Origin of the sequence: Acinetobacter sp. H1(2024) (genome assembly GCF_046557555.1) — a bacterium.
GTDB classification, from domain to species: domain Bacteria; phylum Pseudomonadota; class Gammaproteobacteria; order Pseudomonadales; family Moraxellaceae; genus Acinetobacter; species Acinetobacter seifertii.
In genome coordinates this window covers 743255-760597 of the sequence record NZ_JBKGFO010000002.1, presented here as the reverse complement: position 1 = coordinate 760597, position 17343 = coordinate 743255, and the positions used below count along the sequence as shown (strand labels likewise).

Below are 17343 nucleotides of genomic sequence, written 5' to 3'. Positions count from 1 at the left end.
AAATATTTTGTTATTGCTCTGGATTAAAGCAATAACGATTAATCAAAAAGACTAAGTCTGATGGAGTTAATTATGAGCAACATTCGTCCATTACATGATCGCGTTGTGATTCGTCGCGTAGAAGAAGAAACCAAAACTGCTGGCGGTATTTTATTGCCAGGTTCTGCTGCTGAAAAGCCATCTCAAGGTGAAGTAATTGCAGTAGGTAATGGTCAAATCACTGATAACGGCGTACGTGCTTTGGATGTTAAAGTTGGTGACAAGGTGTTATTTGGTACTTATGCAGGTACAACAGTTAAAGTAAACGGTGAAGAACTCTTAATCATGAAAGAGTCAGACATCTTAGCTGTATTAGAAGGCTAATCGATCCATAACTCAATTCATTATCAGATTCAGTATTTAAAAAGATTCGGAGTTTAATATGTCAGCTAAAGACGTAAAATTTGGTGATTCAGCTCGCTCAAAAATGATTGCAGGGGTAAATGTACTTGCAGATGCGGTTAAAGTGACTTTAGGTCCTAAAGGCCGTAACGTTGTAATCGACCGTTCTTTCGGTGCGCCGCACATCACTAAAGACGGTGTAACTGTTGCTAAAGAAATTTCATTAAAAGACAAGTTTGAAAACATGGGTGCTCAACTTGTACGTGAAGTTTCAAGCAAGACTAACGACATCGCAGGTGACGGTACGACAACTGCAACTGTACTTGCTCAAGCAATTTTAAACGAAGGTATCAAATCAGTAACTGCTGGTATGAACCCAATGGATTTAAAACGCGGTATCGACATTGCAGTAAAAACTGTAGTTGAAAATATCCGTTCTATTGCTAAGCCAGCTGATGATTTCAAAGCAATTGAACAAGTGGGTTCTATCTCTGCTAACTCTGATACTACTGTTGGTAAACTTATCGCTCAAGCGATGGAAAAAGTAGGTAAAGAAGGCGTAATCACTGTAGAAGAAGGCTCTGGCTTTGAAGACGCATTAGACGTTGTAGAAGGTATGCAGTTTGACCGTGGTTATATCTCTCCATACTTTGCTAACAAGCAAGATACTTTGACTGCTGAACTTGAAAATCCGTTCATCCTTCTTGTTGATAAAAAAATCAGCAACATTCGTGAATTGATTTCTGTTTTAGAAGCAGTTGCTAAAACTGGTAAACCACTTCTTATCATCGCTGAAGATGTTGAAGGTGAAGCGCTTGCAACTCTTGTTGTAAACAACATGCGCGGTATTATCAAAGTATGTGCTGTTAAAGCTCCTGGTTTCGGTGACCGCCGTAAAGCAATGCTTCAAGACATCGCGATCTTGACTGGCGCAACTGTTATTTCTGAAGAAGTTGGTATGTCTTTAGAACAAGCGACTCTTCAAGATTTAGGTACAGCGCACAAAATCACTGTTTCTAAAGAAAATACAGTTATTGTTGATGGCGCTGGTGATGCTGCTGCTATCGCTGAGCGTGTTCAACAAATCCGTGCTCAAATCGAAGAATCTACTTCAGAGTATGACCGTGAAAAATTACAAGAACGCGTTGCTAAATTGGCAGGCGGTGTTGCTGTAATTAAAATCGGTGCAGCAACTGAAGTTGAAATGAAAGAGAAGAAAGACCGCGTTGACGACGCTCTTCACGCAACTCGTGCAGCAGTTGAAGAAGGTGTTGTTGCAGGTGGTGGTGTTGCGCTTGTACGTGCCGTAAATGCGCTTGAAGGCTTAAAAGGTGCTAACGAAGATCAAACTGCAGGTATCAACATTTTACGTCGTGCGATCGAAGCTCCACTTCGTCAAATCGTTGCGAACGCTGGTGATGAGCCATCTGTAGTAATCAATGCGGTTAAGAAAGGTGAAGGTAACTTCGGTTATAACGCTGCAACTGGTGAATATGGCGATATGTTAGAAATGGGTATTCTTGACCCAGCTAAAGTAACTCGTTCTGCACTTGAGCACGCTGCTTCTGTTGCTGGCTTAATGTTGACTACAGAATGTATGATTACTGACATTCCTGAAGACAAACCAGCTGCTCCAGACATGGGCGGTATGGGTGGAATGGGCGGCATGATGTGATAAACATCAACGTCTAAATAAAAAAATCCCTGCAAATGCAGGGATTTTTTTATTTCTTATATAAATTAAGAAAAAGTTAAGTTGATATTCTTAAACTTATAGTCAGGAACAGTAGCTGTAGTTCCTCTTTTTTGTTACACCATGCTTATCCTCTTATAAGCATGGTTTTTTTTAACCTAATAAAATGATAAGCCATGTCACTGCAATAATTGAAAGCGCGACAAATTGAGCAGCACTTCCCATATCTTTAGCATTTTTAGAGAGTTGGTGTTTTTCAAGTGATACACGGTCAACTACCGCTTCAATCGCAGAATTGAATAGTTCTACAATGATTGCAAACAAACACACAACCACCATAAGTGCATGTTCACCGCGAGTTACATCTAGAAAAAAGCTAGTAGGGATAAGCACAACATTAATTAAAACAATTTGTCGGAAAGCGGCTTCATTTTTATAAGCTGCCTTAAATCCTGAAATTGAATAACCTGTCGCATTCAAGATGCGCTTGAGTCCGCTTTTGCCTTTGTAGGGAGAATAACTATTCATTCACTTATATTTTTAACACTTTTCATGCATTATATATCGCGGCCCTCAAAAAAAATATTAAATCTTTTTTAAAGATTTTGACTTTATAACTTGATAGAGAAGAAGAGATGAAAAAACTATTTGTAGCATTAGGACTTGTCATGGGTGGCTTACATGTAAGCTATGCAGAGCCTGCTTCAGCTCAGCAAGTACCGGGATATTATAAGCATCAATTTGGTAATTACCGCATCACCTCTTTACTTGATGGCACCATTTATTTAGACCCTAAATTATTCAAAAATTTGAGTCAGGCTGAGAAGACTAAAATTTTAACCAAGTATGCAGCTGTTAATGAGAAGGGCATCCAGACTTCTGTAAATGCATTTTTAGTAGATGACGGCAAAAGTTTGACGCTTGTTGATAGCGGTGCCTCAAGCTGTTTTGGCCCGCAATTGGGTTCGATTGCTAAAAATCTTGAACTGGCAGGCTATCAGCTTGCTAACGTGAAAACGGTTTTATTGACACATTTGCACCCAGACCATGTTTGTGGAATTGCTAAAGATGGAAAAGCAGTATTTCCTAATGCAACGATTTATGCGCATGAACGTGAAGCAGATTACTGGTTAAATCCAGCTTCTGAAAAAACAGTACCAGCAAATCAAAAAGAAAATTATTTAGGTACTGTTAAAAATGTAAAAGCTGCACTTGCACCTTATGAAGCGAAAAAAGCATTCAAAACCTTTAAAGATGGCGATGTCATTCAAGGTTTTGAAGTAATCAATACACAAGGGCACACACCAGGTCATCATAGTTTCCGTTTAAAGAGCAAGGGTCAACAAATTGTCTTTGTAGGGGACATTGTCCACTCACATTCTTTGCAGTTTGATGCTCCAAAAACTGGTGTTGATTTTGATGTAAATTCTGAGCAGGCAATTAATACCCGTTTAAAAATGTTTGCTGAAATTTCAAATAAACAGCAATGGGTAGCTGCTCCACATTTGCCGTTCCCGGGGATTGGCCATGTATATAAAGTGAATGCAGAGCAATATCAGTGGATTCCTTTATATTTTAATAACAGTCTTGAGAAGTAAAAAAATGGGGCATTCAATGCCCCATTTTTTATTAAGTATTTAATTATTTTGTTGTTTTCTCAAAATTAGTCACAGCTTCACGGCCAAGTGCAGGATCATCGGTAAAGACACCATCTACACCTGCTTTAAAATATGCTTCGAACTCTTTTAAAGCACCTGTTGGACAACGTTCAGCAGGTTTATCGCTACATTTTAAAGGTTGTGGTAAAAAGTTGTTTTCTGGGCGGAAAGTATATGGGTGTACTTTTAAGCCAGCGGCATGTGCATCGCTAATAAATGAAGTGGTTTGTACTGAACCATCAGTATTGAAATTAAGAATATAGTTTTTGCTTGGGCCAACGCCATTTGCATATTTAGCAACATCTTTTAAGCTTTGTGCTGTGGCCAAATCACCATACGTCTTAGATACACCAGATTCAACAAAGTCGGCTGGTCGAGATGTTTTTGCATCATATAACTGAATGATTTGTGCATGTTTAAGTGTCTTATGAAGGTCAAGTTGATCTTTTAAATATTTTAAATTGCTGACTTCAAAAGACTGCAAATAGATAGGGGCGATATCACGTGTATATTGATACTTGGCTAGAGTTTTAAGAAGTGTGTCCTCCATAGCCAAATTTTTATTTTTAAAATAAGTCGGATGTTTAGTTTCGATATATAAACCAATAATCTTGCCAGTTTTTTTATAATTTGCTTCGGCAAGTTCAATGACTTGTTCGAGCGTCGGAATTGAATAGAGGTCATTGTAAGCTGTATTTGCTGGTCGGAACTCAGGAATACGCTCACGTGCTTTAACTTGTTGTAATTCATTTAAGGTGAGGTCTTCAGTAAACCAACCCGTTAAATTAACACCATCAATATTTTTGGTGGTTTTGCGGTCCGCAAATTGGGTAAGGGTACTGATATTGGTAGTCCCACCAATTTCGTTTTCATGACGCGTAACCAATACACCATCTTTTGTTGACACTAAATCGGGTTCGATAAAGTCAGCACCATCATCAATCGCTTTTTGATATGAAGCTAAAGTATGTTCAGGACGTAAAGCGCTAGCGCCGCGGTGTCCGATAACTAAAATTTTAGGAAGTTGATATTCTGGTGTAGTTGGTGTCGTTTCAGTTTTATCATCGTCATTACAACCGACCAAGCTAACTAAACTTAAGCATAAAAGTGCTTTTCTAAACATAATTCTACTCATATTGTTTTAGTTGAAACGACTCAAGTATTAAGATTTAGTTTGACATGATCATGAAGAATTCATGAATTTTAAGTGACACTAGTTAACTGGTTGTTTATTGCTTTGTTGGAAATATTAAAACGCGCTTTGTTTTTGTCTTAATTACATTTATTGTTTTATTTCTACTTGTCTTTTTTACATTGCTCGTTGATGATCACATGGTCTCAAAGCGGCATTTACTTCTGTTAATTAACGACACTATACCGGGCAGCCATGCTATCTAAATTTTTTATTGAACGTCCTATTTTTGCCAATGTCCTGGCGATCATTGTTATGGCTTTCGGTATTTTTTCGGTCATGAATTTACCTGTAGAACGATATCCAGATATCGCGCCGCCGAAGATTACAGTGTCAGCCAACTATAGTGGCGCAGATGCGCAAACGGTTGAGCAAAGTGTGACTCAAATTTTAGAACAGCAAATACAAGGGATTGACCACTTACTCTATTTTAGTTCATCAAGTGATTCATCGGGACGTAGCCGAATTACCATTAGTTTTGATAATGGAACCAACCCAGACACTGCTCAGGTCCAAGTCCAAAACAGTATTAGCGGTGTCATACGCCGTTTACCCGATGAAGTTCAGCGCCAAGGTGTGACAGTCAGTAAGTCACTAGGTGATACTTTTATGGTAATTGGTTTATATGACTCGACAGGTAAAACGGGAAATATTGAGCTATCAGACTATTTAACTACGCACGTGGTAGATAACCTGAACCGTATTGAAGGGGTGGGTGAAACTGATGTATTTGGTTCGCAATATGCGATGCGTATCTGGTTAAATCCAGACAAGTTAAAACAATATAATTTAATGCCAAGTGATGTGGCCAACGCAATCACTGCCCAAAACACCCAAGTTGCGGCTGGTGCAATCGGTGATTTACCAGTCATTGATGGACAATATTTAAATACAAAAGTGACGGCTGGTTCTCGATTAAAAACAGTTGAGGACTTTAAAAATATTGTTGTAAAGTCGAATAAAACGGCGAGTTATGTTTACTTAAAAGATATTGCTAGAGTAGAGCTTGGTGCAGAGAACTACCAGTCCTTTAATACGATTAATGGTTATCCTGCGGCAGGTTTAGGTATTTCGTTATCTTCTGGTGCAAATGCAATTCAGACCTCTAAGCTCATTCATCAAACCTTAGATCAGCTCGCAACTAAATTACCAGCTGGCTATAAGATCGTTTATCCACGAGATAATACGCCGTTTGTTCAAGAGTCAATTAAGGAAGTTGTTAAGACCCTTGTAGAAGCGATTATTCTGGTTATTTTGGTCATGTTCCTATTTTTACAAAGCTGGCGCGCCACTCTTATTCCGAGTATTACTGTGCCAGTTGTTATTCTAGGGACTTTTGCGGTCTTATATGTGCTCGGGTTTAGTATTAACACATTGACATTATTTGCATTGGTACTCGCCATAGGTTTGTTGGTTGATGATGCAATTGTGGTTGTTGAAAACGTTGAAAGGCTCATGCATGAACAGCACTTAAGCCCTAAAGAAGCTGCGATTGAGTCAATGGGTGAAATTAGTGGGGCCTTGGTTGGGATTACTTTGGTTTTAACCGCAGTTTTTATTCCAATGTCTTTTTTAGGTGGCTCAATTGGGGTGATTTACCGCCAGTTTTCCATTACTTTAGTTGCCGCTATGGCACTATCGCTGGTTGTTGCACTTGTATTAACCCCCGCCTTATGTGCATTAATTTTAAAACCGAACTCTGAACCTAAGCGTTGGGCAATTTGGTTTAACCAAAAAATTGATCAACTTAAGAATAAATATATCAAGCTTGTTCAGACGAGTATTGATTACAGTAAATCAGTTATTGTGATTTTTGTTGCGCTCATAGCAGTTTTTACGCTGTTCTATAGTGGTTTAAAAAGTGGATTTATTCCTAAAGAAGACCAAGGTATTTTAAGCGTTCAAATTAAATTGGTAGATAGTGCTCCAATTTCTGAAAGTCAGAAAATCGGTGAGCAAGTACGCCAATACTTTCTGAAACAAGAAGATAAAAATGTTGATTTGGTTCTAATTCGTTACGGTCGAAATAATGCTGGTACCGGACAAAATTTAGCACAAGGCTTTGTTGCTTTAAAACCTTGGGATGTCCGTACTGCAAAAGAAAACTCCGCTGACGCTATACAAAAGCGTGCAATGAAATATTTTAGTCGTTTAAATAATGCTCAAATTAATGTGACCTTACCACCTTCAGTAAATGGTTTAGGCCAAACGGATGGTCTAGATTTTTGGATTCAGGACTTAAATGGTCAAGGTCAAAACTTCTTAGATGGGATGTTCCGACAGTTACAAACTCAAAGTAAAAACTATTCAACTTTCGAAAATTTTGATAAGCAGTCTACCAATAGTAAAGCGAATCTGAATATCAAGATTGATCAGAAACAGGCTTTGGCAAATAGTTTGGAACTCTCAGCAATTAATAATACGTTATCGAGTGCATGGGGTGGAACTTACGTAAATGACTTTATTGATCGGGGCCGTATTAAACGCGTCATGATTCAAGGTGATGCCCAGTTTAGATCTAAACCTGAAGATTTATATAATTGGTCTGTGCGTAATAGCCAAAATGAAATGGTGCCTTTTAGCTCATTTGCAAACTTTAGCTGGGGCGGGGCACCGGAAATTGTGAAACGCTATATGGGATATAGTGCTTTACAGCTACAGGCAGATGTTGCGAGTGGTAGCAGTTCTGGTCAAGCCATGAAGGATGTTGAACAACTCGTAAATCAACAAAAAGATATAGGTTTAGCTTGGACAGGCTTGTCTTTTGAAGAGCAGAAGTCGACGAATCAGGCTGTATGGTTATATCTGATTTCGGCTGGTTTTATTTTCTTATGTTTAGCTGCTTTGTATGAAAGCTTAAGTATTCCTGCTGCTGTAATGACTTCTATTCCGCTAGGTGTAGGAGGAAGTGTCATTTTCTCTTATATCTTTGGTTTACCAAATGACGTGTATTTCCAAATTGCACTTTTAACTACGATTGGGTTGTCATGTAAAAACGCAATTTTAATTGTTGAGTTCGCTGCATTAGCTCAAGAGAAAGGAAAGAATGCTATTCAGGCTGCTCTAGAAGGCGCGAGCTTGCGTTTAAGACCGATTTTAATGACTTCTTTAGCCTTTGGTGCTGGTGTGATTCCACTTGTGTTTGCACAGGGTGCTGGTGCGGTGAGCCGTCAAGAAATTGGTATTAGTATTTTAGGTGGTGTGATGTTTGGTACTGTGCTGGTTTTATTCTTTATTCCAGTTATGTACGTGTTATTACGCTCACTGTTTAAATCGAAAGCTTCGAGTTAAAAGCAAACAATTTAAAATCAGGCATTAAATCAAGTATATTAAGTTTAACTTCTCTTCATATATTTGATTTAGATGCCTCAAGAAAAAAACTAACACAGCAACAGGTCATCGCATTAGAACGAGATCTGGCTAAATTCGCAACCATGATGGATAGCGCAGTCCGTATTCCTTTTACAAAGCAGGGTATTGGGGCCGATGCGGCCCTAAGCACCATTCCTATTGCGGGTGATGTAGCGGGTTTTGTCCTGACTTGCTATGCCATATATAAAGCCAAGCAAATTGGTGTACCGCAGCATAAGCTCACTCCCGTTATAAAATTGGCTGTAGTCGATGCTGTAGTGGGTTGTGTGCCAGTTGCTGGGACTATTTTCGATATTTTTATACGTCCTAGCAGAAAAGCGTTAGACGTCGTCCATACCCACATTCGTGAAGAATATGCGATTCAAAGTGATATGCATGTTGTTCATCCGTATTTACATGAAAAGCTTGAAAAGAAGCAGCAGCAGTCAGCCTTCTGGCGTAACCCTGTTGTGAGTTGGCTATGGCTACATATACCCGATTTATTGGGGGTGTTTGTGCTTATTTTGATTGGTTTTGCAATGTGGTGGGGAATCAGTTTTCTTTGGGGAGTTGCCCATTCAGCCTAATAAAAAAGCCTCCAACTGGAGGCTTTTCATTCACTGTGTTATGGGCAATCTAACTGATGTAGCGCTGCAACACGCTGTTCGATCGAAGGGTGAGTTTGGAACAATGCAGCCAAGCTAAAGCCTTGTTCTTTACCTTCCGCAATAGCGAACGCTTTCATTTCTTTTGGCATTTGGTCAGGTAACTCTGTTTCTGCCTGTAAACGTAATAAAGCAGAAATCATTGCTTGTTTACCAGCTAAACGTGCACCTGCTTCATCAGCACGGTATTCACGGTAGCGAGAGAACCACATCACAATAGCAGAAGCTAGGATACCGAACACGATATCTAAAACCATCGTAATGAGGAAATAACCCATACCAGGTGCTTCATTGTCTTGACGACCAAAAACATTACGGTCGATAAAGTCACCTACTACGCGAGCAAAGAACATAACAAAGGCGTTTACAACACCTTGGATGAGTGCCAATGTGACCATGTCACCATTTGCAACGTGACCAATCTCGTGCGCAAGCACTGCACGTAGCTCATCTTTGTTCATACGCTCAAGTAGACCGCTTGAAACGGCAACTAAGGCATCATTTTTATTCCAGCCTGTTGCGAAGGCATTAGACTGATATGAAGGAAAGATACCAACCTCTGGCATATTAATACCAGCACGTTGAGAAAGTTCAGCGACTGTTTGCAATAACCAGCTTTCAGCTTGGTTACGAGGAGCATTTGGGTCAATCAGTTCTGTACCAGTAGTTTTTTTAGCCATCCATTTGGACATAAATAGAGAGACTAACGAGCCCACCATACCAAACACAAAACAGATGACTAAAAGGTTGCCTAGATTCAAGCCACCCGCGCCATGGTAACTACCGACACCGAAGAGTGACAAAATAATGCCAGCTACAACCAGTACCGCGAGGTTGGTAAGCAAAAACAAACCAATCCGCATCATTGAGAAAATCCTCTTATAAATAAAATATTATCTGATTTATAAATTATAAATCACTCAGCTAATATGCGGCGCTTAGGGGAAAAATTCAAGAAAAAAATAAGGAATCAATACATTCTTTAGTGGATAAGAATGTATTTAAATTAAACAAGTTATTTATACAGCCCATCTAAACACAGAGGTATGGGTAATAGATCATTACAATTTTTAGACAATCAGCCTCGTTAAAAGATTAACTGCGATGTATGAGTTGTTTCAATTTACTCGATTCTAATATGCGCAATTGCTGTTGCGTTATTGGTGACATAAGTTCCTGTAGGTGCGTCGGTATAGGTACCATCAGCCAAAGTCACAATTTGGCGTGCAGAAGAATATTTAACAGGTTTAGCCGATACTTGTTGCGTTGTGGCGGCTTGAGGTGGCTCTGGGCGACTTACAGTCTGGGTAGAAATATTTGAGTTCGTAAAAGATGAAAGGCTTACCCCAGAAGAATATAAGTTCTGATATCGACTGGTTACTCGGCGAACATAATCTTGGGTTTCACGAAATGGGGGAATACCACCGTATTTATCAACGTTGCCTTCACCAGCATTATAGGCTGCGAGTGCCATTTGCGTATTGCCATTAAAACGCTTGAGCAACCAGCCTAGATATTTCGCACCAGCAAAGATATTTTGCTGAGGATCATAAGCGTTAGAAACGTTAAAGCGACGGGCAGTGGCTGGCATGAGTTGCATTAGGCCTTGGGCACCGACTGGAGAGTGGGCATTTACATTGAAACCCGATTCGGTATGCATGACTGCTTTAATTAAACCTTCAGATACACCGTGCTGTTGTGCTGCCTGCTTAATAATATGGTCAAACGCATTTTTATTTTTGCTATAGCTCGGTAGAACAGAAGCTTCTGAAGCGCCCCAGTTTGTATAACTATGAATATTACTATCAGGATAGTAAGTCACTTTTACTTTCTTGAGTGAATTATCATAGCTTTTACGGTTGGTCAGTAAAGTACTGCCATTTTTGTCTTGGTAAACGTACATCTGACCCGCAAAGGTCGACGTTACACCGACCGAAAAAGTGGTCATCCCCAGCAAACAAGAAAAAAGATATTGAACCGAATTTTTCATTTTATATTATTCACAATTTTAAGGTATTCGAGACTTGTCAAAGAGTTTATCAAAAAATATTAAAGAAAGAAGTTTTGTGTAATTTTTTTATTTTCGCTGTTTTAAAAAATCAAGCTGTTTTGTTCGAATGATCATCAAAAAAAATTAAAAAAAATTTTTAAAATGATTCTATTGACTTGAATAACTATTTGAAAATTAAAGGTAAAAATGATTGGTTAAAAAATGATCAATTTAAATAAAACCCTTAACAGAAGGTGAAAACAGTTTGTCAAGCACGAAGAAATCCACAATTTTATCCACAGGTTTTGTGGAAAACTGTGGAAAAGTCCAAAAAGTAAGCATTTTGCGCAAAAAATGAACTCACCGGTCAAAATGGAGCACGGCTTTTGCATCATGCCCGAGCATTATGACGACTTCAAGAATTGAAACTATTCTTTTGATGCGATTCCCGTCCGAATCATATAAAATTGCGCGGTATTTTTATTTATGGGTATATCTCGTCTATGTACGCGCCAGTTGAGTCCAACGAAGGATTTAATTTTAAGCCTGAACTTCCAACAAGCTCGGTTTATTATCGTTTGCTTAAGAAGCTTCGCCGTCAAGTTGGGCATGCCATTCGTGACTTCAATATGATTGAAGATGGTGACAAGGTCATGGTGTGTGTGTCTGGTGGTAAAGACAGTTATACCTTGCTCGACATTTTGTTGCAGTTCAAACGTGTTGCACCGATCAATTTTGACATTGTTGCGGTTAACCTTGACCAAAAGCAGCCGGGTTTTCCAGAAGATGTCTTACCACGTTATATGGAAGAAAATAACATTCCATATTACATTTTGGAAAAAGACACTTATACCATTACCAAGCGTTTAACACCTGAAGGTAAAACATACTGTGCAGTGTGTTCACGTTTGCGCCGTGGTTCGCTATACGGCTTCGCTCAAGAAATTGGTGCCACCAAAGTTGCGCTAGGCCATCACCGTGATGACATCATTGCAACTTTCTTCTTGAACTTATTCCATGGCGGTAGCTTAAAGGCAATGCCACCTAAGCTTTTATCGTCAGATAAGAAAAATATTTTGATTCGTCCTTTGGCCTATGTTGAAGAAAAAGACATTATCAAATATGCCGAATTACGTAAGTTCCCAATTATTCCGTGTAACCTTTGTGGTTCACAAGAGAACTTACAACGTGCCATGCTTAATGAAATGCTACGTGAGTGGGATAAGCAATATCCGAAACGCTTACACAGTATTTTTGGTGCTTTACAAAACGTTTCTCCGTCTCAGTTAGCTGACCGTGAGTTGTTTGATTTTGAAGCGCTGGATTCTCAGCGTGAGATCGATTTTAAAGACCCTGAAGAACTTAAAAATCGTTTAGATGTAGTGAATTTAAGTTTCGCTGCTGAATAAAATATTTAAACAAGTCAATTAAAGGCACTTTATAAACAAGTGCCTTTAATGTATCAAAACACTAAAAAATGAATGTTCCGTACAAAAAGTCATAGCCCAACCTTAAAATTACATGCTATAACAACGCACAAGCAGAAGTGCTTCATATGATGTTGTCTGGATAGACAACTAACTAGAGAAATTGAACAAATAAATTTGAGGAAGAATCATGCCTGCATTTTTAACTGATGATTGGTTTGCGACTGTCGAAAAATTAACTGCTGAAGCAGGTGATCTTAATTTGCCACCAGCTCTTGCGAATTTGGCAATTAATTTAGTAGTTACAGATGCTTCTGGAAATACCGAATTAGCTTTAGATGGGGGTAAAATCCAAAAAGGTTTGTCTTCAAATGCCAAAACAACTTTAAATATGGATGCTGAAACTTTACGTAAAGTATTCTTAGAGTTTGATATGGCTGCAGCTATGCAAGCATTTATGACTGGTAAAATTAAAGTTCAAGGCGATATGTCTCAGTTAATGGCTTTGCAAACAGCTAAACCAAGCCAAGAACAAAAAGATTTGTTCAAAAAAGTATTAGAACAAACAACAGCTTAAGTTAAAAAGAATTCAAATAAAAAGCTTACCCCAAGAGGTAAGCTTTTTATTTGTACAAACACTGAATTTATCAACTTTTAAATAATAAAAATTAGATATTGATTCGAGGTTGTGCCGTTTTAATATGCTCAAGATAAGCACGAATACGGGTCACATACTGTACCGCTTGTTTGTACCGACCATTTCGCATTTGATTACGCTGTAAGTACTCATAGAGGTTAACCCACTGGTTTGGATCTTTTCCTTGAGTCTGTAAGCGTTTCTGGATTTGGTTGACTGCACCCGGACCCATATTGTAAGCCACAAGGGCATACCAGTTACGATCTGGGAAAGGAATATCATCATACTCACTTAACATGAGATCATAATATTTCGCACCGCCCTGAATGCTTTGCGCTGGATCGCTACGGTTACTTACACCCATTGCCCGAGCTGTACTGTTGGTTAACATCATTAATCCACGTACGCCTGTTGGTGAAACAGACTCTGGCTTGAGATATGACTCTTGATAGCTCATTGCTGCAAGCAAATGCCAATCTAAATCATACTTCGCTGCGCTTTGTTTGAAGCTAGCTTTGTAAATGGGCAGACGTGTACTTAAATCACGTTGAATCGTAGACCAAGACTCAGGTTTTACAACGTTACGGTTATAAAATGAAGCCAGTTGTTGAGTCAGACCATTTTGCTTGCTTTGACAAACAAAACCACTGGCAGTTTGTGTAAGAGGATCATCTGCTTGTTTAAACACCCAGCTTAAATCAGGATTTAATCCATTTTTTTGCAAATTTACGATATCACCACAACTTGCAGAAAAAGACATTAAACCTTTGCTCTCGATTGAGCTTAAGCCTGCGGTCGTCATGGCAAGATTTGCTTTACCTTGCTGGACCCATTTGAGTGCAGTAGCATTATCTGCAACGATTTTGAAGTCCAATTTTACATTTAAGCTTTGTGCATAGTTACGAGCGAGGTCATAACCAAAGCCATGCAAAAATTGATCTTCTTTAAAAACAGTAGTCGGGCTTTCTACAGCAACTACAGTTAATGTGTTTGTGTTAACTACAGTATTATACTGTAGGGTTTTTCCTGCATTAATACTATGAAAGGGAAAAAACATAGTGCTGAGTGCAAGGACTTTCAATGGGAGAGAAGAAAATAAAGAGTTAAGGCAAAGCCTCGACCCAGAACTTGAATTACTGTGCATGTTGTCTCCGCTACAGATAATTTATGCCCTAAAAGCCAGACAAAAAGCTGCCATAACTTCTAAAAGTTGATAAATTCAATAAGGGGTGGGCAGTCATGACGTCATTCAAAATGACATGAAATGAAAAAAACAGACTGTGTAGAAAATCTACATAGTTTTAGATTAGGTTAAAAAATACTCAACATTTAAGATGCGCGCATCATAATATTCAAAAAAAAATTTGTCAAATTTTGAACAATTAAATATCGGATATATCAACATAACACCATGAATTTATTAAGGAAGAAAATTTATACACTTATGGTGTGAGAAAATCGGGTATGAAATGCTACATTTTGTAGCCATCATGTTATTACAACGTGAAATTTGATTTATATACTAGGTAACTGATATAGCTTAAATAACTGAAAAAATAAAATAATTTAGTGATTTTTAGTTCTATTTAATTTGTTTACATTTAAATTAAAGCTAAAAGATACCATTAGAAAAAGTATCTTTTAGCTAAAGTAATAACTTTATCAGTTATATCTTATTAAATCTTCCATAGCATTACACCGGTCTGATAACCTGCTCCTAAAGACCAAAAAACAATAATATCACCTTTATTTATAAGTGATTTTTCTAACCGTTTTTTGTAGGCAATAAAAAAACTACTTACTCCTGTATATCCATATTGATCTCCAATGTATTCAATTTTTTCAGAGGGAATATTGATTTTATCTTGAAGAATATCAATATTCGACTTCGTAAATTGGGATAGTAAAAAACAAGATATATCTTCAATGTTTAAATTATTTTTCTTCAATAATTTATCTAGTGCATCTGCCGCGAATTCCACACTTTCCAAACCAGTAAATGGTGCCCAATGAATTTTTTGTTCCTTACTGTGATAATTCGTTAGGCCATGAGGAGGAAAAACAATAGTTTTACAAAAACTACTATCTGTTTGGTACATCCTGTCAATAATGCCCGAATCATCGGTATTTTTTTCTAGTATTATTGCTGCTGCTGCATCTCCGACAATTGTTGAAGGAATCACCTGTTTTTCATCTCCAAGCATTGTTAGATGATCAGACCCAATCACCAGTGCGCCTTTATAACTCTCTTTTGATGCGAGCAAAACGGATGCTTGTTCAAGAGCAACGAACATTCCTAAACAATTAGCATTTATATCAAAGCATATACAGTCAGTTTTAATATTTAATTCTGAATGAATCAGTAAAGCATTAGTTGGAGATAGATATTCTAATGTTGTAGAAGAAAATATAATAATATCAATGCTGTCATGTGAAATGTTATAATCTTTTAATAATTGTTTTGATGCATTAACTGCCATTGTGAGCGCATTTTCTTCATCATTAATAATGACATGTCTTTTATTTCTTCCTACTTTTTCAAAAATTCTATTTAAACTGTCTTTATCTTCAAATTTATTTAAAAAATATTCATTATTTCTAATTGTTCTTGGATGATAAGTAGATATTGCAGAAATTTTTATACCTTTCATGATTAATAATCTCTTTTTATATAAAAATATAATTGTGTTTTAATTTTGATCAATTATCGATGGCATTTTATCTACTTTTTTTAAATTTAATGATTTCTAATTTTATATAAAGTAATATGTATAAATTTGGATGTTAATATATTTTTAATATTATAATTGGGATTGTAATAAAAAATAAACTGAATACTCTGAATTAATTACTGATAACTTATTTTTGTTATGTACCAAATCATTTTACCTTTAGGTGTTTGAACTTGTATTTCATCATCTACGGCTTTACCTAAACAAGCTTTTGCCATAGGTGACTGCAAAGAAATATAGTCTTTGCGACCATAAATTTCTTCATCGCCGACAATACGGAATTTAGTAGTTTCGCCTTCATCATTTTCTAACTCAACCCAAGCTCCAAAATAGGCTTTACCATCTTGTTCCGGCCGATATTCTACTTTTTGGGCAACTTCAAAAAGTTTGGTGAGGTATCTAATCCTACGATCAATTTCACGTAGCTTTCTTTTGTTGTAGTGATAATCTGCATTTTCTGAGCGATCGCCAAGACTGGCTGCCCATGACACAATTTTGGTAATTTCGGGGCGTTCTTTTCTTACAAGATCATTTAGCTCATCTTGCAATCGTTGATAGCCTTCAGCCGTTAATAGTTTGCGGTTCGTCATATAGCTCAAACTTTCTTCATATAGATAGTTTCGTTAGAAACCACATCAGGAATTTAAAACTTATCTGTAATTGAAAAGGGGAGAATACCCTGAGTAAAGCGTAAAGCTTTTTTATCTTTGTGACTATGTTATCAAAAAGATAGACCAGTATCATATAGTTATGTGAAGCATGAAGGATAGTTAAAGACAATTAACACTTCCCAAATAAAAATAAGTTTAGGCATAAAAGTAGTAAGAGGTAGATAAAAACTCAAAATTAAAGGTTTTTTGTTTTTATTTTGAGCGTTCAGATAAAAACTTAAATAAAAAGGTTTGCCAAGTTGGCTTTTTATTTATATTATAGCGCTCGTTGGAAGCGTGGCAGAGCGGTTTAATGCACCGGTCTTGAAAACCGACGAGGGTGTGAGTCCTCCGTGAGTTCGAATCTCACCGCTTCCGCCAAAATTCTGAATAAGCCCTTGTTTTTACAAGGGCTTATTTTTTATCTATGCTTTTACCCCTCAAAATACCCCACATCAAAATGTAGATGCATTAATCCTTGTTGATACATTATTAGACTGATATAGAAATGCGTATGCTCTTCTGAGTGCGGTCTTAAACTCTTACCCCTACGTCAAACTCTCTCTTCGTAATGCTCTTTTTTGAGTAGGTTGGATAGTACCTTTAAATCCATGTTTGTATAAAATTTATATCGCGGATCTAAATTCCTCTAATGCTGAGGGAATTTCAAAAGTCACGTTGTTGAATCACAAATTCATTTTTCTGCTCATTCTAAGCAATTACACCATCTATGGAAGGCATTGTCGCGTCTCATGGGTAGGAGAAGCTGTGTTACTGCATCAGACCTGTTATTAAAAATCTATTTCCATGAAACCATATTTTATTATTTGGAATAATAGCTTTAAATTATTGGATTTGATTTGTAATTTCATTGGATTTGACTTGCAAATTTCTTGGAATTTTAATCATTATTTTTGGTGGGTTTGGGTCTGGTCGCTTTTAAATACGTTGCTTATACTATTATAGT

Annotated in this window: 14 protein-coding genes and 1 tRNA gene; 8 read left to right on the top strand and 7 right to left on the bottom strand. The window is 37.5% G+C overall.

The window, feature by feature from the left end; translation table 11 throughout:
- Positions 1 to 72: 72 nt before the first annotated feature.
- Both groES and groL read left to right on the top strand, forming a co-directional pair.
- Entirely contained in the window at positions 73 to 363 is a 291-nt protein-coding gene (gene groES / locus ACLCEG_RS09295) for a co-chaperone GroES (RefSeq protein ID WP_000065579.1), read from the top strand.
- Between the two features lie 58 nt (positions 364 to 421).
- Entirely contained in the window at positions 422 to 2056 is a 1635-nt protein-coding gene (gene groL / locus ACLCEG_RS09290) for a chaperonin GroEL (protein ID WP_002048605.1), read from the top strand.
- 171 nt (positions 2057 to 2227) lie between these two features.
- Here the strand turns inward: groL and ACLCEG_RS09285 are convergent, their stop codons facing one another.
- The gene (locus ACLCEG_RS09285) at positions 2228 to 2602 is read right to left on the bottom strand and encodes a diacylglycerol kinase (RefSeq protein WP_004699662.1); all 375 of its coding nucleotides are present in this window, start codon (positions 2600 to 2602) and stop codon (positions 2228 to 2230) included.
- Between the two features lie 107 nt (positions 2603 to 2709).
- On the opposite strand from ACLCEG_RS09285, the gene ACLCEG_RS09280 reads away from it, so the two are divergent.
- On the top strand, positions 2710 to 3672 hold the full coding sequence (locus ACLCEG_RS09280) for an MBL fold metallo-hydrolase (protein ID WP_191028906.1): 963 nt from the start codon (positions 2710 to 2712) through the stop codon (positions 3670 to 3672).
- 43 nt (positions 3673 to 3715) lie between these two features.
- On the opposite strand, the gene ACLCEG_RS09275 is transcribed toward ACLCEG_RS09280, so the two are convergent.
- Positions 3716 to 4855, bottom strand: a complete 1140-nt coding sequence (locus ACLCEG_RS09275; RefSeq protein WP_410567245.1) for a glycerophosphodiester phosphodiesterase — start codon at positions 4853 to 4855, stop codon at positions 3716 to 3718.
- A gap of 264 nt (positions 4856 to 5119) precedes the next feature.
- On the opposite strand from ACLCEG_RS09275, the gene ACLCEG_RS09270 reads away from it, so the two are divergent.
- Together ACLCEG_RS09270 and ACLCEG_RS09265 are read left to right on the top strand one after the other, a co-directional pair.
- Entirely contained in the window at positions 5120 to 8215 is a 3096-nt protein-coding gene (locus ACLCEG_RS09270) for a multidrug efflux RND transporter permease subunit (RefSeq protein WP_410567243.1), read from the top strand.
- 59 nt (positions 8216 to 8274) lie between these two features.
- Positions 8275 to 8862: a DUF4112 domain-containing protein gene (locus tag ACLCEG_RS09265; protein ID WP_410567298.1), complete on the top strand. Its 588-nt coding sequence runs from the start codon at positions 8275 to 8277 to the stop codon at positions 8860 to 8862.
- Positions 8863 to 8900: 38 nt separating this feature from the next.
- Here ACLCEG_RS09265 and htpX read toward each other — a convergent pair whose 3' ends face one another.
- Both htpX and ACLCEG_RS09255 read right to left on the bottom strand, forming a co-directional pair.
- Positions 8901 to 9806, bottom strand: coding sequence for a protease HtpX (gene htpX / locus ACLCEG_RS09260; protein WP_004699673.1), 906 nt, complete (start codon positions 9804 to 9806; stop codon positions 8901 to 8903).
- Positions 9807 to 10063: 257 nt separating this feature from the next.
- A complete protein-coding gene (locus tag ACLCEG_RS09255) occupies positions 10064 to 10930 on the bottom strand; it encodes a lytic transglycosylase domain-containing protein (protein ID WP_213074417.1) in 867 nt (288 codons plus the stop codon).
- Positions 10931 to 11433: 503 nt separating this feature from the next.
- Here ACLCEG_RS09255 and ttcA point away from each other — a divergent pair.
- Positions 11434 to 12339 (top strand): tRNA 2-thiocytidine(32) synthetase TtcA, encoded by a 906-nt coding sequence (gene ttcA / locus ACLCEG_RS09250; protein ID WP_004699678.1) that lies wholly within the window; start codon positions 11434 to 11436, stop codon positions 12337 to 12339.
- A gap of 208 nt (positions 12340 to 12547) precedes the next feature.
- Positions 12548 to 12934, top strand: a complete 387-nt coding sequence (locus tag ACLCEG_RS09245) for an SCP2 sterol-binding domain-containing protein (protein WP_004699680.1) — start codon at positions 12548 to 12550, stop codon at positions 12932 to 12934.
- 91 nt (positions 12935 to 13025) lie between these two features.
- On the opposite strand, the gene ACLCEG_RS09240 is transcribed toward ACLCEG_RS09245, so the two are convergent.
- The 3 genes from ACLCEG_RS09240 to greB all read right to left on the bottom strand — a co-directional run bounded on the left by ACLCEG_RS09240 (position 13026) and on the right by greB (position 16316).
- The gene (locus ACLCEG_RS09240) at positions 13026 to 14138 is read right to left on the bottom strand and encodes a transglycosylase SLT domain-containing protein (protein ID WP_004699682.1); all 1113 of its coding nucleotides are present in this window, start codon (positions 14136 to 14138) and stop codon (positions 13026 to 13028) included.
- A gap of 532 nt (positions 14139 to 14670) precedes the next feature.
- A complete protein-coding gene (locus ACLCEG_RS09235; RefSeq protein ID WP_410567240.1) occupies positions 14671 to 15645 on the bottom strand; it encodes a 3-oxoacyl-[acyl-carrier-protein] synthase III C-terminal domain-containing protein in 975 nt (324 codons plus the stop codon).
- 197 nt (positions 15646 to 15842) lie between these two features.
- Positions 15843 to 16316, bottom strand: a complete 474-nt coding sequence (gene greB / locus ACLCEG_RS09230) for a transcription elongation factor GreB (RefSeq protein ID WP_004699685.1) — start codon at positions 16314 to 16316, stop codon at positions 15843 to 15845.
- Positions 16317 to 16667: 351 nt separating this feature from the next.
- On the opposite strand from greB, the gene ACLCEG_RS09225 reads away from it, so the two are divergent.
- Positions 16668 to 16757, top strand: a tRNA-Ser gene (locus tag ACLCEG_RS09225).
- Positions 16758 to 17343 lie beyond the last annotated feature (586 nt).